Below are 23,595 nucleotides of genomic sequence, written 5' to 3' on the forward strand. Positions count from 1 at the left end.
GAACATATAGATAGTTTATTTACAACAGTATGTTACAGGTGCTAGCTTAGAGTACAAGTAAAAGGCAATATGAAAGCGCCTTGCTGTATCTAGCATAGTAAGCCATGAGAAACCATTATGAAAATCGAAGTATTACACTGTGAAGACCGCAGCGTATTTGACGAATTAGTTGCCGGGCTTCGCCAGCATAGAAATGAAAACATGGGGGATGAAGACACTCAGCCATTGTCCGTTGTCGCCAGAGATGATGCCGGAAATATTATTGGCGGCGTTACTGGCCGCAGCATCTACAAAAATTTTCTTATTGAAGTGGTGTGGGTCGACAAAGCAGCTCGAGGCACAGGCCTTGGCCGTCAGTTAATGCAGCAAGCGGAAGAGCAGGCTAAGCAAAGAGGTTGCCTTGCGGCTCAACTTGATACTCTGTCTTTTCAAGCACCGCAGTTTTACCAAAAGCTAGGTTTTGAAGTTGTCGGTACCGTGCCAGAGTTTGCAGGTAGTCCTGCCCGCTATTTTATGTTGAAAAAGTATTAAACCAGCTTCTGTGCTGCGATAAGTAAATTCATTTATATTAGGCGCGATAGATCTGCAGGCATTATACTAACCACTGACAGCGACAGCTTCAATTGAATAACAGCAGCTGACTGCTCTGCTGTAGCGAATATCATGCCGCAAGTTTAAAAAATATCTCTGAATCTATGATAGAGCATGCCCATAGCAAGCAGCGGCGAACGTAGGTGAGGACCTCCTGGGAATGTCATGTGAGGGATCTGTGCAAAAATATCAAACCGTTCTGCTTGGGTGCTAATGGCTTCTGCAATTAGTTTGGCTGCCATATGGGTGGCATTTACGCCATGGCCTGCATAGGCCTGAGCGTAGAAGATATTTTTTGCATCTGGCAAGCGGCCTATTTGCGGTAGGCGGTTCGCGCCTATTCCAATCATACCACCCCATTCGTAATCGATACGTACACCCTTAAGCTGCGGGAATACTTTTTCAAGATTGGGTCTGAGTGCGGCCTCTATATCCTTAGGGTCTTTTCCTGAGTAGGTGCATAAGCCGCCGAATAGCAGACGGTTATCTTCTGAGAGATGGTAGTAGTCAAGGTCGACTCTTAGGTCGGCAAAAGCCATATTTTTGGGAATGATGCTGTCACATTGTGCTTGCGTTAATGGCTCTGTTGCCAAAATATAAGTGCCAGCAGGCAGGACTTTTCCACCAATATTACTCTCAAGTTCGTGACCCAGGTAAGCATTACCTGCCAGCACCAAGTATTGGCAATTCACCTCACCATGTGCAGTCATCACTTTAGGTTTATCACCTTTAATGATCTTCTCTGCCGCACTGTACTCATACATTTTCACCCCTAAACTGCGAGCAACCTTGGCTTCACCTAACGCCAAATTCAAAGGGTGTAGGTGACCGCTCGCCATATCGACTAACGCGCCTTGATAGAAGTCTGAGCCTATCACTTCGCCAACACGCGACTTGTCGAGTAGGGTCATGTTTTTGCCGTAACCAATCTTGGTTAGGTGTTCAAGATCTGCTTCGAGCTCATGCATATGTTTAGGTTTTATTGCTAAGTCGCAATAGCCCATCTGCAAATTACAGTCGATGTTATGCTGTTTGACTCGCTGCCTGACAATGTCGACAGCTTCAAAGCCCATCTGCTCGATGCTGTTTACTCCTTCACGGCCGATGATATTTTCGAACTGTTCAATATTATGACCAATGCCGCGAATAAGCTCTCCACCATTGCGCCCAGAGGCTCCCCAGCCAATCCTTTTCGCTTCGAGTAGCGCGACAGAAAAGCCTTTTTGCGCGAGTTCAATCGCAGTATTAATGCCACTAAAGCCACCACCTACAACACATACATCAACATCGATTACCTCTTCCAGTCGCGGTGATTGGTGTAGCTCTTTTGCTGTTGCAAAGTAATATGAGGCTGGGTATTGCTCACTATGCACCGGGCTTTTAGTTGACATATTTTCTCCAAACATGTGTTTTTATTGTAAATTGGACTTGGGACAGTATACTCAAGACTCTGTAAATAAATTATTTACAGATGTTCGTTATTTTTAACACGCTTTCCTGTAGAATACAAACTACGCCCGATAAAATGAACAGCACTTATTGATTCAAGCTGTGCTGAGTTAGATCCGGGTCGTGCGTTTTATTGTTCTGCATGTTGTTGGAGGCATAGAACGACAACTTCAATTAGGGGAAAGAATTTGGATATTGGAGCAAGCCTTAAAACCGTTAGAAAAGAGAAAGGCTTATCACAGCGCGAACTTGCTAAGCGCGCAGGTGTGACTAACAGTACCATCTCGATGATTGAGAAAAATAGCGTTAGTCCGTCAGTGAGTTCTTTGAAAAAAGTACTATCAGGATTACCTATGTCTTTGGTGGAGTTTTTTTCCATTGAAGATGAGACTGTCAGCGAACAGAAGGTGGTTTATCGTAGTGATGAACTTTTGGATATTGGTGATGGTGTTTTAGACTTCAAGTTAATTGGTCGAGATTTTCCAAATCGCGCCATGTCTGTGATGAGTGAGACTTATCCTCCGGGCGCTGATACAGGCATTGAGATGCTTAAGCACGAAGGGCAAGAAGCCGCGATGGTGATTGAAGGGAAGCTCGAGCTCACCGTTGGTGAAGAGGTCTTTGAACTTAACGAAGGTGATAGCTATTACTTTAATAGTGAACTGCCTCATCGTTTTCGTAACCCGTTTGATACGCCTTGCCGTATTGTTAGCGCGACCACTCCAGCGAACTTCTAATCGTAAAAGAAAATTCTTTATAAGACCTTACCAGCTAAATACTTATTTAGCTGGTGGCTTTTGTCGCTTTATTTACGCGAATGTCCAGTGTCCTTTCTAAATCCCCGTGTACCATGTGTAAATAATATAAAGCATATTAGCGCTGTTTCTGTGAAGTGTGTCAACAATGGAGAACATGAGTAAATCACTCGGCTATTGCCTGTAAAAGCCACTGTTTTACTGGTAAAACAAACCTTATCAACTTCAAGTTGCTGTAATTATGTGCTTTTTAATTTTAGTTCGATATTATTTACATTCCTGACTGTTAATCTATTGCCTAGTTTCAAAATTAAGTGTACTGTGTGAAAAAATGAACATTTGAGTGTAATTTGTTCATTATAAAAAATTCGTAAATCAAGATTAAAAATTACTATAAAAACCATTGAAAAAACTCTGAATACGAAGGATTGAAGGTGTTATATGTCGGAAGTAGGGCTCGCGGTAGTAGGTGTGACGGCATGCAATCAACAGTTAGGATTGCACCCATTTAACATTGTTGGCGAAAAGTACTTATTAGCTATAGCAGATGCCACTCAAGCTTGGCCTCTGGTTATCCCTTCGCTGGGACATTGCCCTGCAGAAGTCGTGTTATCAAGACTCGACGGCATTTTGTTTACCGGCTCCCCCTCAAACATTGAGCCGCACCATTTTGATGGGCCTGCAAGTGAAGCGGGAACACATCACGACCCCAAGCGAGACGCCACAACTTTACCGTTAATTCATGCCGCTATTAAGGCGGGTGTACCTGTGCTTGGAATTTGTCGTGGCTTTCAAGAGATGAACGTCGCATTTGGTGGCAGCTTGCACCAAAGGTTGCATGAAGTCGGTGGCTTCATTGAGCACCGTGAAGACAAAACGGCACCCGTTGAAGAGCAATATGGTTTATCCCATGAGGTCAAGATAGAACCTGGGGGACTGCTTCACGATGCGTGGGGCCGCAGCTCCGCAGAGGTGAACTCTGTGCACACTCAAGGCGTAGACCGTTTGGGTGTTGGGTTGCGGCCAGAAGCATATGCAAATGATGGATTAATTGAAGCGTTTTCAGTCAAAGACGCAAAGAATTTTGCATTAGGTGTTCAATGGCATCCTGAGTGGAAAGTGTTAGATAACGCTTTTTATACTGCGGTTTTTAAGGCCTTTAATGAGGCTTGCCAGCACCGTGCAGCGAGCAGAGTAAAATAATAATGAAAAAACTAATTAGCTATTTAAAAGACGAAAAGATCACCGAAGTTGAATGTGTTGTTTGTGATATGACCGGTATTGCACGTGGCAAGATTGCCCCTGTGGGTAAGTTCATCGATGAAAAAGGCATGCGTATGCCAGAAAGCGTGCTATTGCAGACAGTGACTGGTGATTATGTTGAAGATGAAGCTTATGACGCCTTATTGGATGCTGCTGATATCGATTTTGTTTGCGTGCCCGATGAGAATGCCGTTTATAAGCTTCCTTGGACGATTGAAGCGACAGCGCAAGTGATCCACGATACTTACGATAAAATGGGTAATCCGATAGAACTATCTCCACGTAATCTACTTAAGAAAGTACTTAAGTTGTATGAGGATAAGGGCTGGAAGCCAGTTGTAGCCCCAGAAATGGAGTTCTATCTTACTCGCATTAATGAAGATCCCGATCAGCCGCTTATTCCGCCGGTTGGTCGCTCAGGTCGCCAAGAGTCAGGTCGTCAGTCATTCTCTATTGATGCTGCCAATGAATACGATCCGCTATTTGAAGATATGTATGACTGGTGTGAGATCCAAGGTTTAGATATCGATACCTTGATCCATGAAGAGGGCACTGCACAAATGGAGATTAACTTCTCCCATGGTGATGCATTGACGCTTGCTGACCAAGTGTTTGTGTTTAAGCGTACCTTGCGTGAAGCGGCGCTGAAGCACAATGTATGCGCCACCTTTATGGCAAAGCCTATCACTAATGAGCCAGGCAGTGCGATGCACTTGCATCAAAGCATTGTTGACATTAAATCAGGCAAGAACATCTTCTCTAATGAAGATGGTAGCAAAGGCCCATTGTTCTATAGCTACATTGGTGGCCTGCAGAAATTCATCCCAGAACTACTGCCACTCTTTGCGCCAAATGTGAACTCTTTCCGCCGTTTTCTACCTGGCACTTCGGCGCCAGTTAATCTGGAATGGGGCGAAGAAAATCGCACCTGTGGTCTGCGTATTCCTGAGTCGTCACCGCAAAATCTACGTATTGAGAACCGTATTGCAGGTGCTGATGCCAACAGTTATCTGTCGATAGCTGCAAGCTTATTGTGTGGCTATATGGGCATGGTTGAAGATGTTAAACCTATGACGCCAGTTCAAGGTCGTGCCAATGAAACCCGTAGCGGAATATCGCTACCACTCACCCTTGAAGAAGCGTTGGCAGTGATGGCTGAGAGCTCAGCTTGCCGTGAGTATTTAGGAGAGATCTTTACTAATGGTTATGTGGCCGTTAAACAAGCAGATTTAGAGAACTACCGCCAAGTGATCAGTTCTTGGGAGCGTAAATTCCTACTGTTAACCGTTTAGAACGTGTCGCTACAGCTATCGATTTTGGGGATTGATAGCTGTAGTGGTTTAAAGCAAAAGTTGAGATTAATAAAAAGGAGTCATTCATATAGATAGTGCTATAAAACAAAGCATTATCTATATGAAAGCTGTAAAGCAGTAGCAACTGCCGGTGCGGTTTTTCAGGTGTAGCATTGGTTAACAATAAGAACTAAGTCGATTAATCGGCAAACAATGCAGCAACAGCAGAGAAGGTATCTCTGCTGCTACGCTAAATAGGAGATAGCATGAAGCTTATAAAAAAGGTGACCACTCTAGCACTCGTCACTGCAAGTGTTTTGGCCAGCAGTGTCACTTACGCAGAAGAAGTGGTCAGGGTATATAACTGGTCTGATTATATTGCCGAAGATACGCTTGAAAACTTCCACAAAGAGACTGGCATTCGCGTTGTCTACGATGTGTTTGACAGTAACGAAGTGGTTGAAGCTAAGTTACTTTCTGGTCGCTCAGGTTACGACATTGTCGTACCATCAAATAGCTTTTTAGCTAAGCAGATTAAAGCGGGTGCTTTCCAAAAGCTTGATTCGAATCAATTATCAAACCATAAGAATCTAAGCCCTGAGCTAATGACTCAGCTGGAATCTGCTGACCCGGGCAATCAGTATTCAGTGCCATACCTGTGGGGAACAAATGGTATTGGTTACAACGTTGATAAAGTCAAAGCGGCACTGGGCGAAGATGCCCCGGTTGATTCATTAGAGCTTATCTTTAATCCTAAATATGCTGAGAAATTGTCTAAGTGTGGACTATCGCTGTTAGATAGCGCAGATGAGATGATCCCAATGGCGCTAATCTATTTAGGGCTTGATCCAAACAGCACTAAGGCTGATGATTTTAAAAAGGCGGGTGAAGTACTGGCTAAAGTGCGTCCGTACATCACTTACTTCCACTCTTCACGTTACATTACTGACTTAGCCAACGGCGATACCTGTGTTGCATTTGGTTACTCAGGGGATATTTTCCAAGCTGCTGCTCGTGCAGAAGAAGCGGAAAATGGCCAGGTTATTGAGTACTCAATTCCAAAAGAAGGCTCAAACCTATGGTTTGACATGTTAGCGATACCTGCTGATGCAGCTAACGTGAAAAATGCCCACACCTTTATCAACTATCTACTTCGTCCAGAAGTGATTGCGCCTATTAGTAACTATGTTGCTTATGCGAACCCAAATGTTCCTGCGCTGCCGTTGGTGGATGAAGAGGTACGTACTAACACCTCTATTTATCCAAGCAAAGAGGTGTTAGATCGCCTTTACGTCGGTGATGTACGTCCAATGAAATCACAGCGTGCCTTGACTCGCGTGTGGACCAAAGTGAAATCGGGTTATTAATCAAATATAGGGCAAGGTATTACCTTGCCCTTTTTGATCAACAGCAAAAATAGACACAATTTTAAAAGGTAAGCCCTTGACATTAAGGGCTTATCTGTTGGAGAAGTAATATGACTAGTACCTTGGGCGTCACCAATAAACCGATTACAAAGACGCAAGGCGAAGTGCTACTTCAGATCGACCGAGTCAGTAAGCTTTTTGATGAAGTGCGCGCAGTAGATGATGTGTCACTGAATATAAAGAAGGGCGAGATATTCGCATTATTAGGCGGCTCTGGCTCAGGCAAATCAACCTTATTGCGTATTCTCGCTGGTTTTGAAAAGCCGTCTGAGGGGCGAATTTTCCTCGATGGCGAAGATATTACCGATATGCCGCCCCATGAGCGACCTATCAATATGATGTTCCAGTCCTATGCACTTTTCCCCCATATGTCGGTAGAGCAGAATATCGCCTTTGGTTTAAAGCAGGACAAACTACCAAAAGCTGAAATTACTGAGCGTGTGCAGGAGATGCTAAAGCTGGTACATATGGAAGCTTATGCCAAGCGCAGACCAAATCAGTTATCTGGTGGGCAGCGTCAACGTGTGGCACTCGCTCGCTCTTTAGCTAAGCGTCCTAAATTACTATTGCTTGATGAGCCAATGGGCGCACTCGATAAAAAGCTGCGCACGCAGATGCAACTTGAGGTCGTTGATATTCTTGAAGCTGTTGGTGTGACTTGTGTGATGGTGACCCATGATCAAGAAGAGGCGATGACTATGGCCGGGCGGATCTCCATTATGAATGATGGCTGGATTGCGCAAACTGGCACGCCAACAGATATTTATGAAAGTCCGAGTAGCCGCATGGTTGCCGAGTTTATAGGCAGTGTTAACTTGTTCGAAGGTGAGATTATAGAAGATCAAGCCGATCATCTGATGATCGCCAGCGAAGGTCTGTCGCAGAATATTTATATTGATCACGGTGTATCCACCAACGTTGAAGATAAGACCGTTTGGGTTGCTGTGCGCCCAGAGAAGACGCGTATTACTCGTGAACAGCCTCAAAGTGAATACAACTGGTCAAGTGGCGTTGTGGAAGATATCGCTTATTTAGGCGGGATCTCGGTGTATTACATCCGTCTACCGAATAAGCAGTTAATTCAAACCATCATGACTAACCGCGAACGTCGTTCAGATCCCCCTACATGGGAAGAAGCGGTTTTCATTAGCTGGGAGGCCACCAGCGGAGTGGTCCTTAGATCATAAGGAATCGATCATGAAAAAGCCGTTAAAGTTTCGATTACCCAAAGGCCAATGCTGGACCATAGGCGTCCCCTATTTTTGGCTACTACTGTTTTTTGCACTACCCTTCGCAATTGTACTTAAGATCAGTTTCTCTACTCCGATTATTGCCATACCGCCTTACGAGCCGTTATTTCAATACGCAGAAGAATCGCTAAACATTATGCTCAATTTGGGCAACTATCTGCTCATTCTTGATGACTCACTGTATTACAACGCCTATTTAGGTTCGTTGAAAATGGCGACAATCTCAACCCTAGGTTGTTTGCTGATTGGCTATCCGATGGCCTACGCCATTGCAAGAGCCCCAAAGAGCAGCCAAACCTTGTTGGTGTTGTTAGTAATGTTGCCGTCTTGGACCTCTTTTCTCATTCGGGTTTATGCCTGGATGGGAATATTAAGCAACAATGGTGTGATCAATAACATATTGATGTGGACTGGGCTTATCTCTGAGCCGCTGCAGATACTTAATACTAATACTGCCGTATACATTGGCATTATTTATACCTATCTACCCTTTATGATTTTACCGCTATACGCAACCTTGTCGCAGCTAGATATGAGCCTAATTGAAGCCGCATCAGATCTTGGGTCTCGTAGCTTAAATACTTTTTGGAAAGTGACATTGCCGCTATCAAAAGGTGGCGTTATTGCAGGCTCGATGCTGGTGTTTATTCCTGTCGTAGGTGAGTTTGTTATTCCTGAACTATTAGGTGGCCCCGATTCCTTGATGATAGGTAAAGTGCTATGGCAAGAGTTCTTTAATAACCGAGATTGGCCGGTAGCGTCTGCGCTAGCGATTGTGATGTTGGGTTTATTGATTATCCCTATCACGCTCTTTCATCGTTATCAGGCACGTGAAATGGAGAAAACAGCATGAAGAAGTTAAGTTTCTCTACCATTATGCTTTGGGCTGGCATGTTCTTCCTGTACGCGCCAATGTTCATCTTAGTGTTTTACTCATTCAATGAATCTAAGCTCGTTACCGTGTGGGGGGGATTTTCGGTTAAGTGGTATGGCGAGCTGTTTCGCGATCAGCAGATTCTAGATGCGGTAGGCACCAGTTTGCAGGTGGCGTTTTACGCCTCTACCATGGCGGTTATTCTCGGCACGATGGCGGCGTTTGTGATGACCCGTTTCGCTCGAGGTTGGGGCAAGTTAACCTTGTCGAATATGATTACGGCGCCGCTGGTCATGCCTGAAGTGATCACCGGTTTGTCCTTGCTGTTATTGTTTGTGCATATGGCCGACTTTCTGGGCTGGCCGGCAGAAAGAGGCATGCTAACCGTGTGGATTGCGCACTCAACCTTCTGTGCGGCTTATGTGGCGGTTGTGGTGTCGTCGAGATTGCGCGAGATTGACCGTTCAGTGGAAGAGGCGGCGCAAGACCTTGGTGCTACACCGTTGAAGACCTTCTTTCAAATCACTGTGCCGATGATATCACCAGCAATCGTCGCAGGTTGGTTGCTGTCGTTTAGCTTGTCATTAGATGACTTAGTGATCGCAAGTTTCGCATCAGGTCCAGGGGCAACAACCTTACCTATGGTGGTGTTCTCCTCTGTAAGAATGGGGGTATCTCCTAAGATAAATGCCTTGGCGACCTTGATTATTCTTATGGTGTCCTTGATAGCATTCATCTCTTGGTATTTTGCCCGCAGAGCCGATGCTAAGCAGCGCTCAAGCTCAGCCTAGACAGCCAAAAAGAGTCAGATCATGTAAAGCTTTGTTCTACATGATCTGCCGCTAGGCATTATTAGATTGTTGAAGATTCAGAGCTGTATATAGCTCACCGATAGTGATCGTAAAATTCGCTTACAAAGCGAGAAGGACAGAAGTTATGTCAATAATAAATAACCAAAGGCAGGCGGAAACCATGACCAGTACACCACATGCAGATTCATACTACGCGGCATCGGCTAATGACAAAACAGAGCGTGCTCAACTGCAAGATAATATCGATACTGACATCTGTATTATTGGCGCTGGTTACACAGGTTTATCGACTGCACTGCACCTATTAGAGATGGGCTATAGCGTGACGGTATTGGAAGCGGCGCGCATTGGGTGGGGCGCGTCGGGTCGAAACGGCGGTCAAATCGTCAATAGCTTTAGTCGTGATATCGATTCTATTGAAAAGACTGTTGGCAAAGAGGCGGGTCAGTTGTTTGGTGAAATGGCCTTTGAAGGCGCTCGTATTATTAAGGAGCGGATCAACAAGTATAATATTCAATGTGACCTGCAAGATGGTGGCGTATTTGCCGCGCTTAATAACAAGCAGATGGGACATCTACAGTCACAAAAGGCGCTGTGGGAAAAGCACGGCCACATGAATCATCTAGAGTTACTGGATGGAAGTGCTATTCGTAAAGTGGTTGATACCGAAGCCTATGTTGGTGGATTACTCGATAAAAGCGGTGGTCATATCCACCCACTGAATTTAGCCTTGGGGGAGGCCGCTGCGGTGGAGTCCCTTGGCGGGAAGATCTATGAAAACTCTGCGGTAATTAAAGTCGACGAGGGGGAAAACCCTGTCATTCATACCGCAAACGGCAGCGTAAAATCGAAATTTGTGGTGGTGGCAGGTAATGCTTACCTTGGAGGGCTAATTCCTAAGTTGCAAGCTAAAGCCATGCCTTGTGGCACTCAGGTCATTACTACTGAACCGCTTAGCGATGAATTGGCGAAAAGCTTACTCCCACAGAATTACTGCGTTGAAGATTGTAATTATTTACTGGATTATTTTCGTTTATCTGGTGATAACCGTCTTATTTATGGCGGCGGTGTGGTTTACGGCGCACGTGACCCGGCGGATATCAAATCAATCATTACCCCCAAAATGCTAAAAACGTTCCCACAGCTTAAAGATGTGAAGATTGATTACACTTGGACCGGTAATTTCTTGCTGACTTTATCTCGTCTACCTCAAGTCGGGCGTATTGGCAGCAATATCTATTACTCACAGGGCTGCAGTGGTCACGGAGTTACCTATACGCATTTAGCCGGAAAAATCTTAGCTGAAGCGATTAATGGTCAAGCAACACGATTTGATGCCTTTGCAGGCTTGCCGCACTATCCATTCCCTGGTGGGCATATGTTCCAGGTGCCATTCAGCGCTATCGGCGCTTGGTACTACACCATGCGTGATAAGTTAGGCGTTTAATCCTAGTCACTATCCACCCAATACATAAAGCCTACTTGAGTAGGCTTTTTTTGTGTTGCTGCAGTGACTTTAAAAACTCGATTGCAGTTTTTTAATCGCTAGCCCCAAACCTATTACCAACACCTCAACAGCGGCAATCCCTGCGATAACGTGAAGTAATGCAGGTACATGTCTAATAAAATCCATCTCTATTTCTCTCTAGATACATGTTGTTACGTGTTCTAAATATCTCATACATCTAGTTCTAAAATTTTGATTTTGATCGCAAAAAGCCTGTTTTTGAGCGAAGAGATGTTATCTCTTTTAAGTATTTAAAAATGAGTGAGAGGCGTTAGCTTGCCATTCAAATGCTTAAGATTGTGAACTAATTCCACTGTGGAAACGTAAAGTTATTTAGAAGATATGACTATTGATGCTGGCAAATCGAGCCATTCATACTAGTTTCAATAGGGTGCATAAGAAAATAAGAGACAACTAATGAATCGAATAATCCTGCTAATCGCGCTTTCATTTTTAGCCTTTAACGCCAAGGCGAACTATGAACCGTCGTTTGAAATAGGTAAGCAAAAAGCCAAAGTTTGTATGACATGTCACGGTGAAGATGGCATATCAACACTAGATCCTTACCCTAATTTACGTGGTCAGAAAGTGGGTTATTTGATCTCCTCCCTCAAAGATTATAAGTCGAGGCAACGCACCAGTGGCCTTGCGATTCTAATGCAGCAGCAAGCTGATGCTCTATCAGAGCAAGATATCAAAGATATTGCCTATTATTTTTCAGTGCTCGGTACTAAAAAGGAAGGGGAATAGCGTATGTCACCAGGCATGGAGCTCTATGACGTAAAAGTTGTCCGTTACTTTATTGTGGCCGCAGTGGCTTGGTCCATTGCTGGAATGTTTATTGGCGTCGTACTGGCTGCGCAGCTGTATTGGCCAGTGCTCAATTTTGATTCTGAGTATATCCAGTTCGGCCGTTTAAGACCGCTACACACCTCGGGGGTGATTTACGGTTTTGTGGTCAACATGTTGATGGGGACTTCACTCTACATAGTGCAAAGAACTGGTCAAACTAAACTGTTTAATCAAAGCCTGTCCTGGATGGTTTTTTGGGGATGGCAACTCGTGTTGTTTTTGGCTTTAGTTACCTTACCGATGGGATATACCACTAGTAAAGAATATGCAGAGCTAGAGTGGCCAATTGATTTGCTTATTGTACTGGTATGGGTGTTATACGCAGTGCTATTTTTTGGCACGATAGCAAAAAGAAAAGTCAATCATATTTTTGTTGCAAATTGGTTCTTTGGCGCCTTTATTATTGTGGTGGCGCTTATCTTCATCCTTAATAACCTTGCTATGCCTGTGTCTTTAATGAAATCATATTCTGTATTTGCGGGGGCTCAAGATGCCATTGTTCAGTGGTGGTGGGGGCACAATGCCGTTGGGTTCCTGCTAACAGCCGGCATCATTGGTATGAACTACTATTTCATCCCTAAGTTGTCAGAAAGACCTATTTATTCATATCGCTTATCCGTCATCCATTTTTGGGGCCTAGTAGGTTTCTATACTTGGGCGGGTACCCATCACTTAGTTTACTCATCAGTACCTGTATGGGTTCAAAATATCGGTATTGTTATGTCACTCATCCTTTGGCTTCCCTCCTGGGCTGGGGCATTTAACAGTGCGATGACTTTATTGCAAAACAAGGAAAAGCTTAAGACTGATTACATTATGTGGTTTTTCATGTCGGCAATTCTCTATTACTGCTTAGCGACATTTGAAGGGCCGTTACTGGCGATTCGCTGGTTTAACATGGTGGCACATAACACCGAATGGATTATTGGTCATGTACATTCGGCAGCGCTCGGTTGGGTTGGTATGTCGGGTATTGCAACTTTCTATTACTTTATTCCGCGCTTGTGGGGTAAGACTCAGCTTTGGTCAAATCGAATGCTCAAATGGCATTTCTGGTTAGCCCATGTGGGTGTGGCGCTTTATGCCATTGCGCTTTGGGTTGCAGGGATTGGTGAAGGTTACATGTGGTTAGCACAGCAAGAAAATGGCTCGCTTGTCTACAGCTTTGTTGAAGCAATGGACTTTAAAGCTCCTTGGTTATTTGTTCGATTCTTTGGCGGTGCATGTTTTGTAACGGGTCTGCTACTGATGGCATTTAATCTCTACAAAACCGTTTCGCTAGAGCAGGAGGGAGTTGCTGATGCTAACTAAAGACTTTACGCACTCGGTTGTTATCCTGATTATTTCAACTATTGTGGTTGCCAGTTTTTCTGTATTGGTGCTGGTGGTACCTAACCTTGTTCGCACCGATGAAATTAGAGCGACGTCGTTAGCCAAACCACTAACAGCATTAGAAGTCGCGGGTAGAGATGTTTATATAAGCGAAGGTTGTCATGTTTGTCACACTCAGATGGTGCGAGGCATTGAGCCTGAAATAAAACGTGATGGTCGAGCGAATAAGGAGGGGGATGATATTTATGAGTTTCCTAACCTTTGGGGGTCGAAAAGAACGGGGCCTGATTTGACTAATTTGGGACGGAAATATTCAGCGCAGTGGCAACGATTACATCTTATTGATCCAAGGCAGGTTGTTCCAACGTCTTTAATGCCGGCGTATCCATGGTTATTTAAACAGGTGCTATCAGGCGATGATATTGAGAATAAGATGCGCGTCCTACAGGGGTTAGGTGTGCCTTACACTGAGAGTGAGATAGAGCGTTCGCGTCTTGCTGTGAAAGGGGTGACAAAAGGAGAAGCTTTGATTCACTACTTACAAAGCTTAGGGAATGACACTGCCAGCGATCAGGAGCGTTGATATGACTGTTTTCTGGAACACCTGGGTGATTGTATTCATCTTCATCTTTCTCGCATTTATGGCGTTGGTGGTCATTAAATACTGGCGAACTGAGCATACTGCCGATAAAGATAAAACCATTGAGAGCTTTGACGGTATTGATGAAAACGATGCACCTCCGCCACGCATTTTTTACCTGGCTTACCTAATAGCATTTATTATTTCTGCAGGATTCTTAGTCTTATATCCAGGTCTAGGAAACTGGGCTGGTTTAATGGGCTGGAAGCAGATCGACGATGCGCTGAGCTCCCCGACGACTGACTTGGATATGCAAATAGCACCCTTGAGCGATCTCAGTCTAGGAGGATTAGCCGCTAATCCCCAAGTAACTAAAAGCGGAGAGTTGTTATTTCAAAATCATTGCGCAGCATGTCATCGCGCCAATGCTCAAGGGCAAAAGCACTTTCCCAACCTTACTGATAATGAATGGCTTTATGGCGGAACCGAAAAAGATATTATCCACTCTATTGAAAAGGGACGTCATGGTGCAATGCCTGGTTGGAAAGATATTTTGTCGGAAGATCAAATTCTAAAAATGTCTTACTACATAGGCTCCCTACAGCGTCGAAACTTAAATGCGCCACAAGTGAAGATTGACCTGGGTAAAGAGATATTTGTGCAATATTGTTCAAGCTGCCATGGCGACGGTACTGTTGCCAATATTGAAATAGGTGCGCCAGTATTATCAGATGATATTTGGTTGCATGGTGGCAGTATTGAGGAGATAAAACATACTATCGAATTTGGTCTGAATAACCTGATGCCAGCTTTTGCGGAACAGTTAAGTCGTAATGAAATACTGGCTATTGGCGCTTATATTACCGAGCAAAGGCTTCGTTATGACGCCAAACTTGCTGCGCTTGACACTCAATCAGTTGCACGAGGTGAATATTTAGCCAATGCGGGTGACTGTGTTGCTTGCCATAGCTCAGAAAGTGGCGAGCGTTTTGCAGGTGGGCTGCCATTTAAAACGCCTTTTGGCACCATCTATTCAACCAATATTACGCCACACTTCAGTGAAGGTATTGGTGATAATGACTATGCAGAGTTTAAAGCTGCGTTATTTGATGGAAAAGGCAAGCATGGGTATCTGTATCCAGCAATGCCCTATACCTCTTATCAGTATTTAACCGAACAAGACACTCAAGATTTATGGAATTACTTACAATCGATTACGGCGGTGCCAAGACAGAATGATCCTAATGAGATGATGTTTCCGTCCAATATTCGCCAAGGGCTATTAGGTTGGAACCTGGTGTTCATGGATACCGAACCTCTGTCTTATGCAGCCCCCGAGCATGTAGAGCTGAATGAACATGAACTCAAGCAGTGGCAGCAGGGTAAGTACTGGGTGATGGGGCTGGGTCATTGCTCAGAATGCCACACCCCTCGAAATTTGGCGCAGGCTTTAATCCCTGAAAAAATATTCCAAGGTAATATAATTGATGGTTGGAATGCCCCTAATATTTCTGCCCAAGAGCTGCACGAAGACCGATGGGATTTAGAGTCGCTGACAGATTTTCTGCACACTGGGCACTCTGATAAAGGTTCAGCGTTTGCTGGTATGGCTGATGTGGTGAAAAATAGCACCAGCTTGATGACTCGAGATGATATTGAAGCGATATCACGCTATTTATTGGTTGGTGATGTTTATAACACTATTCCAGATGGCCAAAAGCAGCTTTCACCTACGGGGTTTGTGGCGGAGTCATATTCAGCAGAACAATTTGAAACGTTTGCCATGTACGCTGATACCTGTGGAGCTTGCCACGGAGAAGATGGTAAAGGTCGCGATCCGATTGCGCCAACACTGCTTAATAATGGCATTATCATGCACAGTGATCCTTTCAATACTATCGCCGTGACGATCCGTGGTTTAGCGCCGACCTATCTGGATGAAGAGCGGAACTTTATGCCGATGACCAGCTTTCAGAATGTGCTTACCGATAGCGAGTTAGCAAAGCTCATCAGCTTTGTACGCTTATATTTAGGTGGCCGTGAGGAGCCTGTGACTGCCGCGCAAGTCAAGGCGGTGCGCCAACAGTTGGAAAAAGCTGGATTTGCGGGCAACCTGCACACCACTCCAGATATGTATGATCATAAAGATACTGATATCAATATTGATTAGCGAATTTTCGACTGCATAAAAAAGCCTGCTATGCAGGCTTTTTTATGCGTTTCACCATAGCATTAGCGAACAAAAGGGTCGCTAAATTTTTCATCAGTTAACAAACTTTCATCGGTTAAGGTGGCTAAAAATGCCAACAGTTGTGCTTGCTCTATAGCACTGAAATTATAGCGAACGGGGTTACCGTCACTATCCCTTAGTGAGCCTTGTAGTGTAGGGTGAGCTGCAATGCCACTGCTGTAATGTTCTATCACTTGCGATAGGGTATCGAATCGCCCATCGTGCATATAGGGAGCGGTAACCTCAATATTTCTCAGAGATGGAGATTTGAATTTCCCTCTGTGGCCCATACTCCCTGTTGATTCAAACACGCCAAGATCTGCATCAGAGCTTGCATCTAATCCATTGTTGCTGGCACTGGTGGTCGCATTCGAATCATCGGCAATAACAGGTCCAATAAATGCCTCACTGCTGTGACAGCTAGAGCAGGGAGCAATGCCATTCCTTGGCGTCATAAATAGTCGTTTACCTGCATTCTCATCGAGACTGTAATTGCCAAAGTCATCAAGCGGGTTATTGACCGTCACTCGACCTTGATCATATCTAGCATCAATGCTGACCATGGATCGAATAAACTGTGCCAAAGCAAAGCTTATTCTTTCACTCGTGACCGTTTCATCGCCAAAGGCACTGCTAAATAATGCTGCATAATATGGTTGAGCCGTTATGACATCGACCAGTTGAGTTAAGGTTAAGCCCATTTCTACGCTGTCTTGAATCGGCATCAATACTTGCTGCTCCAATGTTTCTGCTCGCTCGTCCCAGAAAAACTTTCCTGTTTGATAAAACCTTGCATTGGTTAACGACATAGAGTGGCGACGCGTCTCTCCTCCGTCAAAACCGACACTTAAACGACGAGAGTCGGAAAAGCCTTCAGCTTGTACATGGCATGACGCACAAGATACTGAATCATTAAGGCTCAACTTTGTTTCGTAAAAAAGTACTCTGCCCAAGGTGGCTCCATTATCCGTGATGGGATTATTGTCCGGCGTATTATCAGATGTGATTGCAGCAGATTGAAACGGAAAATTATTTGCGAACGCATTAACGTTGTAATGCTGGGGCAACACAATATTGGCGTAGTTAAACTGTGATTCTGGAAGTGTTAGCAGGCTTTGTTGGGTTATGGGGCTGATGATGACTAACAAGGTTTGTTCAACGCTAACCTGCCCATCCGATAGACTAACTATAAGGCTTTCTTGTTGTTGTGTTTGTACATCGTTAGCATTGATAAGTAGTTGGCTGCCCTGTATTTCGGCGCTGATGAAAGATGGACTGCTGAGGCTTAGGGAGAGTGAATCGCCATCGGCATCGCTCGTTATCAATTCTATGCTGCTAGTACTTAAACTTTCGATCTCTAGACTAGAGGTTGCCAAGGTCAATATGGGAGCTGTGTTTGTGGGCACTGCACTGATGGGCGCGAGATCTGCAATTGTGGTGTCAGTACTGTCTCCACCTCCTCCACAAGCTACGAGAGAGATAGTTAATGCTGCTAAAGCAATATGGGGCGTTATTGTGTCATGCAATCTCATAGAATCTACTCTCAAGTTAACCAGTTATTAACGTTTGTAACTATAGATAATTAGAGGTCAACGAGTGACTGCTGTTTGTAAAGATACGCAAAGCTGCAGCGAGAGCATCTTTTGATTACACCGCACAGGCAGGTAATAGACTTAGCTGCTTGAATGAATCTAACTTGATAATAGATCATGCCACTGCTAGCTTTTATTGCAGTGTTTTATACTGCGAAAAGATTTGCTGTTTGGGAAGTTGTCCTAATTTATCTGGCCGCTAATATGCAATTTTGCATGAGCTAAAAGGACTAAAGGGATTTGTATGAATTACTTAAAAATAGTCGTCTTGCTGCTGTGTATGGGGGTGGCTGTCAACGTTATCGCTGGCGATAATCATGATTCAGCACCATCAAGTGGCGCGAAAGATATGCCGGGTGCTAAAGGTGTATTTGCTTTTAAACCCAGTGATTGGATAGAAGGAAAAACGACCTGGTGGAAAGACAGTGATGGAGTCGCGCCTGGTGTTGCGGGTTGCCATATTGGTACTGATAAAAATGGCGTCGCAAACGGCAGAATGTTTGGCGAAGCATGCTTACCCGATGGCTTGCTGGTTGAGTCTAACCCAAGTAAAGATGTTGTTCATGCCCACGCTAATGATACGGGGCACCCTGATACATTTGACTGCAATGCTTGGTGTGTCGGTACGGGAAATAGCAGTGGTATGTGCACTATTGCATCCGCGGCACCTTGCGAGCAATCTGCTAAGTGTGTCTGTAAATAGCGGCTAGCTATATTAAATTTAAAGCAAACCGTTTACCTGTCGTTGGGGGGAAACGGTTTGCTTTATTGGCCATTAAATCAATCTTGCAGGCTAACTATTATATTAAAGGCTAAATTCTCCACGTACTGTCAAAGCAAACTGTCTTGGTTCGCCTAACGCCGGCGTACGAGTAAACTTATTGGTTATGTACTCTTCATCAAATAGGTTCTTACCTTGTAAGTAAACCCCTACGTTTTGCCACTCATAGCCTATCTGCATATTCACCAGTGTGCGGCTGTCGTTGTATGGATCAAACAGAGCGTCACCTTCTTTATATCCTTCACGGTACGGATCGACCTTAACTGGCGCACTGTCGGCGTAGTTGGCATTGAGGTTAGCGAAAATACCATTATCGGCGGTGTAAGTTGCGCCCACATTACCTGTCCACTCTGGCGCGGTAAATTGACGACCCGATAAGTCATTCACAATGGGAGTGGTTTCAGTCGGAATGGAAATTACAAATTCAGTAAACTCGGTCTTTGATTGCCCTACTGAGGCATAAAGCGCTAGCTCGTTAGTTACTTGGTAATTCAGTTCAAGCTCAAACCCTTTCACGGTTGATTGACCCGCATTGACTGTTTCGCTGTCATAACGGTTGGGTGAAAGCTGTACATTTACTTGTTGATCGCGCCAGTCCACATAAAACACGTTGGCATTGGCAATTAGGTCACCGTCTAACCAAATTGAACGCAGTGAAAATTCATAGTTATCAGTATATTCTGGGTCATATTCAAACACCTCTCCACGCGCATTATTAATGCCTACGCCGCCTGAACGGTAGCCCTTTTGGAAAGAAAAACTGGTGATTAAGTCTTCAGTCCAGTGATAGCTCACGCCTAATTTCGGCAAAATGGTATTAAAGTCATTATTAATTTGCGGGGTGGCTGTTGAAGCATTCGCAGCTAAATCATAAAACTGCTGATTAATACCGGCGATTAAAGGTGCGATACCTTCATAAGGGGTACCCATATAACTGGCTGGATCAGGCATTTTATCTTTATTTAAAATGATGTACTGGGCGTCATTCTGGGTTTCTTGTTTTTCATGGTCAAAGCGAATACCGCCAAAAATATCCCACTTTTCAGTTATATTCCAAACGGCATCAGCAAACAGTGCATAGCTGGACACAGTCTGTTGTGATGACGTTAGCGCGCTCGTGTGAGCGGGGTTAAACTCGGCATATTGGTTAACCACTAGATCAGCGATAGGTTGGCTTAAACCGTACCTTGCTTGTAAAATATCACTTGTCAGCCCTAAGCGGTTTAGCTTTAAGTTACTTAAACCGTTAGAGTGGTCATCGATGTCTGTATTGAAATAATACGCACCAATAATGCCACTAAAATCATCGTACTCAAAGGTAAGTCTCAGCTCTTGACTGAGCGAGTCGGTAGTATTGTTATAGTTAGAAATGCTGCCGGTATCTTCTGGGAATTCACTTCCCTCGATTGCCAAGAAGTCAGAGTCCCAAGTAAATTGTGTATCGACACTAGACCAAGTGGTGTAGGAGCCAAGTGCCCAATAATCACTTAAGTCATAGTTTAGCTCCAACACCAGTATGTCGGCATCGATAGCCTCTGCTCTTTCATCATTATTGTAAACATAGCGGTTTTCAAATGGATTTTGACCTTGGGCAATTTCTACCGCGGTATGACCATACTCACTATTGGCACGGGTATAACCGAGTTGAGCTGAAAACTCAGGCATTGCCGATGGCTGATATAGCAGCTTTAATCGGTAAGTGCCGTCCTCACGATAATCGGCAGCTTCATTACGCACTAGGTTTTCGATATAACCATCAATCTCTTTTTTTTCGCCACTAAAACGAAATGAAAGTTCATCTTCGATAAGACCACCACCAATTGCAACGCCAATCTCTCTTTGACCATTTTCACCTACCGTTAACTGATATTTGCCTTGCCAGTCTTGGGTTGGTGCTTGGGTCGTCATGATGACTGCGCCCGCTAACGCATTACGTCCTTGCAAAGTAGATTGTGGGCCTCGTAATATTTCAACTTGTTTAGCGTCCCAAGTTGAAAAGCCACCACCATAAATCATGCGTTCTGGCAAAGGGGCCCCGTCCACGTAGACACTGGCTAAGAAACTATTCCCACCACCGGACACGTTAAAACCATCAATACCACGAATACTAAAGCTGCGATTACCGGTGACTTGAGCATTAGCGGTATTGATTAACACTTCACGAAAATCATTAATATTTTCCTGCTCCATCTGCTTCTCTGTTAGTACGGCAACACTGGTCGTCGTCTCTTGTACTGAGCGAGCAATTTTCTGCCCAGTAACCATGATGCGTTCGATGTTTGTTGTATCGATGCTGTCTTCGGCTATGACAGATAGGCAGGTTAAAGAGGCTGGAATAATTAACCCAAAGCGGATTGCGTTGGTAATAGGGTTTAACTTAGATGATCCCATGGCTTATCGTCCAAATGATAATGATTGCTATTAACTGTGGCGCAGGATGCTATCACAATCATCTTGAGTTTTTCTAACGTTTTTACGATAATAAATACAAATCGTTATCATTTGTATTTAATTTGTGGGTTGGGTTTATGATTTTTGTGGGCACATTACTGCTTTGGTTCGCTTGCTTTTTTAGTTATTTATCTTCTAATAAACAGCGGCTTATTGATTATTCTTTACCAAAGTACATTGTTTGGATTGGTTTTGTAGTCGCCGTGGCTTTGGCCGTCAGTATCTTTACAAGTTACTACGGTTTGGTTGTTGCTATGTTAATCGCTTTGTTATTAATTATGGCGATGTGGATGATATTAGTGGTGATCTCCTCTCATGCTAACCGTCGTAGCATGTTGGTCTTTTCCCTCGGTGTGGGTTTATTTTCAAGTATTATTTTACTAGGGGGCATTAACCATGTGGCCTAAGTCTATTATCGCTTTTCTCGGTGGTTTATTGCTCTCTGTGAGTATTATGCTGAGTCTTTATCTGTTGCTCCCTTTAGCTATAGATATCAAATTACTGCTAGGTCTTTTGTCGGGCTTTCTTATTTGGGTTGCTGTCATGGTTTATTGCTATAGCTTTAACAATGGTAAAGCAGTGGCAGTCGCCTGTGGCAAGCTGTTGATGCTGTCGCTGCTCGTTAATGCTGTACTTTTCTGGACTCTACCTCCGCTATGAATACTCAAACAATGAAGAGACCTCAAAATAAATTAATTAAAAACCTCACTGAATCTCATAGTTGGATAGGGGTCATCATTTCGCCATTGCTGTTCCTTATATTTTGGGCTGGAGCTGTCACACTTTTCTATGAAGAGGTGAAACAGTGGGCTGTGCTACCGCAGTTCCCGGTTGCTGTGCAGCAGGAGCTACCTTTACAAGAGATTGTAGAAAGCAAGTTAGCACAACATGATTTTGACTATAAAGAGCACTTGATGGTGCAAATGCCGTCAGAGCATGACCCCTACTATAAGGTGTACCTAGATCTTGTTCGTGAGGAGGGAAAGGAGGACGAACATGGCGAGGTTGTATCTTTATTAATTGACCCTAACACTGGCGTCAGTGTGGCTGATAAAGAGGACTTTTTCTTAGGTGACTTTCTCTATCAACTGCATTACAACCTAAATTTACCAGGAGGAACCTATCTCGTCGGTATCATCAGTTTGTTCTTTTTGTTTGCTTTGGTTTCTGGCGTATTCATTCATGCAAAAAAGTTTTTTAAACACTTCTTTTTATATCGACATGATAAAAATCGCCGCGATAAATTGTTAGATCTGCACAATGTGGTCGGGGTGATGACGCTGCCGTTTACCTTAATGTATGCCATCAGCGGCTTGGTATTTAATTTAGCGATAATTTATCAAATTGCCTTTGTAGTGTTTATCTATCAAGGCGATCAAGACACGCTATTTAAAGATGCTGGGTTTACGTTGTTCGATGAACCGCAAATCGAAAAAACAATCGACATGAGCGGTGCATACCAGATTATCGACGAGGTAAGGGCACGAGATGATTTTCACTTGCGGAATGTGATTTTTTATAATTATGGCGACGAAGCGGCCATTATTCAGCTAAGAGGTAATGACTTAGTTAACTTCTCTCAAAAGGATGAGTTTTTCTATCGCGTTAAAACCGGCGAACTACTTAATAAAACCGATATCAGTAATTACAATGTATTCCGTAAAGGTAGAGAGATTATAGCAACCCTGCATTTTGGTGATTTTGCTGGCGTTGATGTGCGGGTTCTCTATTTCATCTTGTCGTTGGCAATCTGCGCCATGATAGTCATTGGTAATATGCTGTGGCTGGATAAACGTGTTTTACAACAAAATGTTACGCAGCGAAGCATAAGTATTATACGAGGGCTGACTCTAGGTGGCTGTGGTGGCTTAGTGCTGGCAACAGCTGTGGCTTTCTTTATTGAGCGCGTGCTGCCTGCAACTATGCTAAATCGCGCAGACTGGCTGGTTTATAGCTTTGTCGGCAGTTTATTGCTTGCCATGGTGCTTGCGTATATCGTCGACGATAAAAAGCGTTATCTGGCACAGATGATCCTCGCCACTGTCGTGATCCTCGCGGTGACGCTGGTCGCTGACTGGATATTATTTGGCGCGCAGTTAATACAACTTTGGCAATCAGGGTTTCAATCGGTGTTTGCTGTAGAAGTCGGCTTATTACTGTTTATCTGCCTTGGTTTATGGGTCGTGAAAAAACTGAATGTATTTAAACGGCTTCAAGCGAACAATGTTGCTTCGACAGGCGTGTTTGAAGGCTCATAACTTGGGTTGTTTTTAATGGCTCATCGGTGCCCCATGAGCGCAGTGTTACGCTGCGCTTTTGCTGTTTATTCGTATTTTATATCAACACATTGAACAGGTTGCCTATGATTTACATGAAGTAAATTAATTGGATTTTAATGCTTTAGTAAATATTATCCTTCGACAGTAAAATTTTAATTTACAATCCTAAAAATTGGTGTAGATTACGCCGCCTTATCTAGTTCAACTTGTATTGATAGATAGATGCCATAGTCTGATTTAGGTCATTTTACCTGGGTCATTGTGTTGTTTATTTTGAA

The 23,595-nt window shown here is 44.0% G+C and carries 20 protein-coding genes; 17 read left to right on the forward strand and 3 right to left on the reverse strand.

What is annotated here, in order from left to right:
• The first annotated feature begins 117 nt into the window (after positions 1–117).
• On the forward strand, positions 118–531 hold the full coding sequence (locus tag L2730_RS01620) for a GNAT family N-acetyltransferase (protein ID WP_248972995.1): 414 nt from the start codon (positions 118–120) through the stop codon (positions 529–531).
• Positions 532–674: 143 nt separating this feature from the next.
• Here the strand turns inward: L2730_RS01620 and L2730_RS01625 are convergent, their stop codons facing one another.
• The gene (locus tag L2730_RS01625; protein WP_248972996.1) at positions 675–1,982 is read right to left on the reverse strand and encodes an NAD(P)/FAD-dependent oxidoreductase; all 1,308 of its coding nucleotides are present in this window, start codon (positions 1,980–1,982) and stop codon (positions 675–677) included.
• Between the two features lie 246 nt (positions 1,983–2,228).
• Here L2730_RS01625 and L2730_RS01630 point away from each other — a divergent pair, with 246 nt between their 5' ends.
• From L2730_RS01630 to L2730_RS01685, 12 genes are all read left to right on the forward strand, one after another.
• Positions 2,229–2,777 (forward strand): cupin domain-containing protein, encoded by a 549-nt coding sequence (locus tag L2730_RS01630; RefSeq protein ID WP_020914162.1) that lies wholly within the window; start codon positions 2,229–2,231, stop codon positions 2,775–2,777.
• Positions 2,778–3,236: 459 nt separating this feature from the next.
• Positions 3,237–3,998: a gamma-glutamyl-gamma-aminobutyrate hydrolase family protein gene (locus L2730_RS01635; protein ID WP_020914161.1), complete on the forward strand. Its 762-nt coding sequence runs from the start codon at positions 3,237–3,239 to the stop codon at positions 3,996–3,998.
• 2 nt (positions 3,999–4,000) lie between these two features.
• Positions 4,001–5,350, forward strand: coding sequence for a glutamine synthetase family protein (locus tag L2730_RS01640; RefSeq protein WP_248972997.1), 1,350 nt, complete (start codon positions 4,001–4,003; stop codon positions 5,348–5,350).
• Positions 5,351–5,616: 266 nt separating this feature from the next.
• Positions 5,617–6,717, forward strand: a complete 1,101-nt coding sequence (locus tag L2730_RS01645) for a polyamine ABC transporter substrate-binding protein (protein WP_020914159.1) — start codon at positions 5,617–5,619, stop codon at positions 6,715–6,717.
• Between the two features lie 110 nt (positions 6,718–6,827).
• A complete protein-coding gene (gene potA / locus L2730_RS01650) occupies positions 6,828–7,964 on the forward strand; it encodes a polyamine ABC transporter ATP-binding protein (RefSeq protein ID WP_248972998.1) in 1,137 nt (378 codons plus the stop codon).
• A gap of 10 nt (positions 7,965–7,974) precedes the next feature.
• The gene (locus L2730_RS01655) at positions 7,975–8,880 is read left to right on the forward strand and encodes an ABC transporter permease subunit (protein WP_248972999.1); all 906 of its coding nucleotides are present in this window, start codon (positions 7,975–7,977) and stop codon (positions 8,878–8,880) included.
• The gene (locus tag L2730_RS01660; protein ID WP_020914156.1) at positions 8,877–9,692 is read left to right on the forward strand and encodes an ABC transporter permease subunit; all 816 of its coding nucleotides are present in this window, start codon (positions 8,877–8,879) and stop codon (positions 9,690–9,692) included. Before L2730_RS01655 ends, L2730_RS01660 begins: the two co-directional genes overlap by 4 nt.
• 181 nt (positions 9,693–9,873) lie before the next feature.
• Positions 9,874–11,160: an NAD(P)/FAD-dependent oxidoreductase gene (locus L2730_RS01665; protein WP_248973172.1), complete on the forward strand. Its 1,287-nt coding sequence runs from the start codon at positions 9,874–9,876 to the stop codon at positions 11,158–11,160.
• A 477-nt stretch (positions 11,161–11,637) separates the two neighbouring features.
• Positions 11,638–11,970 carry a c-type cytochrome gene (locus L2730_RS01670; RefSeq protein ID WP_248973000.1) on the forward strand — a complete coding sequence of 111 codons (333 nt, stop codon included), beginning with the start codon at positions 11,638–11,640 and terminating at the stop codon, positions 11,968–11,970.
• A gap of 3 nt (positions 11,971–11,973) precedes the next feature.
• Entirely contained in the window at positions 11,974–13,383 is a 1,410-nt protein-coding gene (ccoN, locus tag L2730_RS01675) for a cytochrome-c oxidase, cbb3-type subunit I (protein ID WP_248973001.1), read from the forward strand.
• Entirely contained in the window at positions 13,373–13,987 is a 615-nt protein-coding gene (locus L2730_RS01680) for a cbb3-type cytochrome c oxidase subunit II (RefSeq protein WP_248973002.1), read from the forward strand. The genes ccoN and L2730_RS01680 overlap by 11 nt, the downstream gene beginning before the upstream one ends.
• A 1-nt stretch (position 13,988) precedes the next feature.
• Positions 13,989–16,154 carry a cytochrome c gene (locus L2730_RS01685; protein WP_248973003.1) on the forward strand — a complete coding sequence of 722 codons (2,166 nt, stop codon included), beginning with the start codon at positions 13,989–13,991 and terminating at the stop codon, positions 16,152–16,154.
• Positions 16,155–16,216: 62 nt separating this feature from the next.
• Here the strand turns inward: L2730_RS01685 and L2730_RS01690 are convergent, their stop codons facing one another.
• Entirely contained in the window at positions 16,217–17,746 is a 1,530-nt protein-coding gene (locus L2730_RS01690; RefSeq protein ID WP_248973004.1) for a cytochrome-c peroxidase, read from the reverse strand.
• A 304-nt stretch (positions 17,747–18,050) separates the two neighbouring features.
• On the opposite strand from L2730_RS01690, the gene L2730_RS01695 reads away from it, so the two are divergent.
• Positions 18,051–18,509: a hypothetical protein gene (locus tag L2730_RS01695; protein ID WP_248973005.1), complete on the forward strand. Its 459-nt coding sequence runs from the start codon at positions 18,051–18,053 to the stop codon at positions 18,507–18,509.
• Between the two features lie 102 nt (positions 18,510–18,611).
• Here the strand turns inward: L2730_RS01695 and L2730_RS01700 are convergent, their stop codons facing one another.
• Positions 18,612–20,978 (reverse strand): TonB-dependent receptor, encoded by a 2,367-nt coding sequence (locus L2730_RS01700; protein ID WP_248973006.1) that lies wholly within the window; start codon positions 20,976–20,978, stop codon positions 18,612–18,614.
• A gap of 137 nt (positions 20,979–21,115) precedes the next feature.
• Between L2730_RS01700 and L2730_RS01705 the strand changes: the two genes are divergently transcribed.
• From L2730_RS01705 to L2730_RS01715, 3 genes are read left to right on the forward strand one after another with little or no spacing between them, the layout of a single operon-like run.
• Entirely contained in the window at positions 21,116–21,445 is a 330-nt protein-coding gene (locus L2730_RS01705; protein WP_248973007.1) for a hypothetical protein, read from the forward strand.
• Positions 21,435–21,698, forward strand: a complete 264-nt coding sequence (locus L2730_RS01710; protein ID WP_020914139.1) for a hypothetical protein — start codon at positions 21,435–21,437, stop codon at positions 21,696–21,698. The genes L2730_RS01705 and L2730_RS01710 overlap by 11 nt, the downstream gene beginning before the upstream one ends.
• Positions 21,699–21,709: 11 nt before the next feature.
• Positions 21,710–23,296: a PepSY-associated TM helix domain-containing protein gene (locus tag L2730_RS01715; protein ID WP_248973008.1), complete on the forward strand. Its 1,587-nt coding sequence runs from the start codon at positions 21,710–21,712 to the stop codon at positions 23,294–23,296.
• Positions 23,297–23,595 lie beyond the last annotated feature (299 nt).

The organism is Shewanella kaireitica (genome assembly GCF_023284045.1).
In the GTDB taxonomy this organism is placed as follows: domain Bacteria; phylum Pseudomonadota; class Gammaproteobacteria; order Enterobacterales; family Shewanellaceae; genus Shewanella; species Shewanella kaireitica.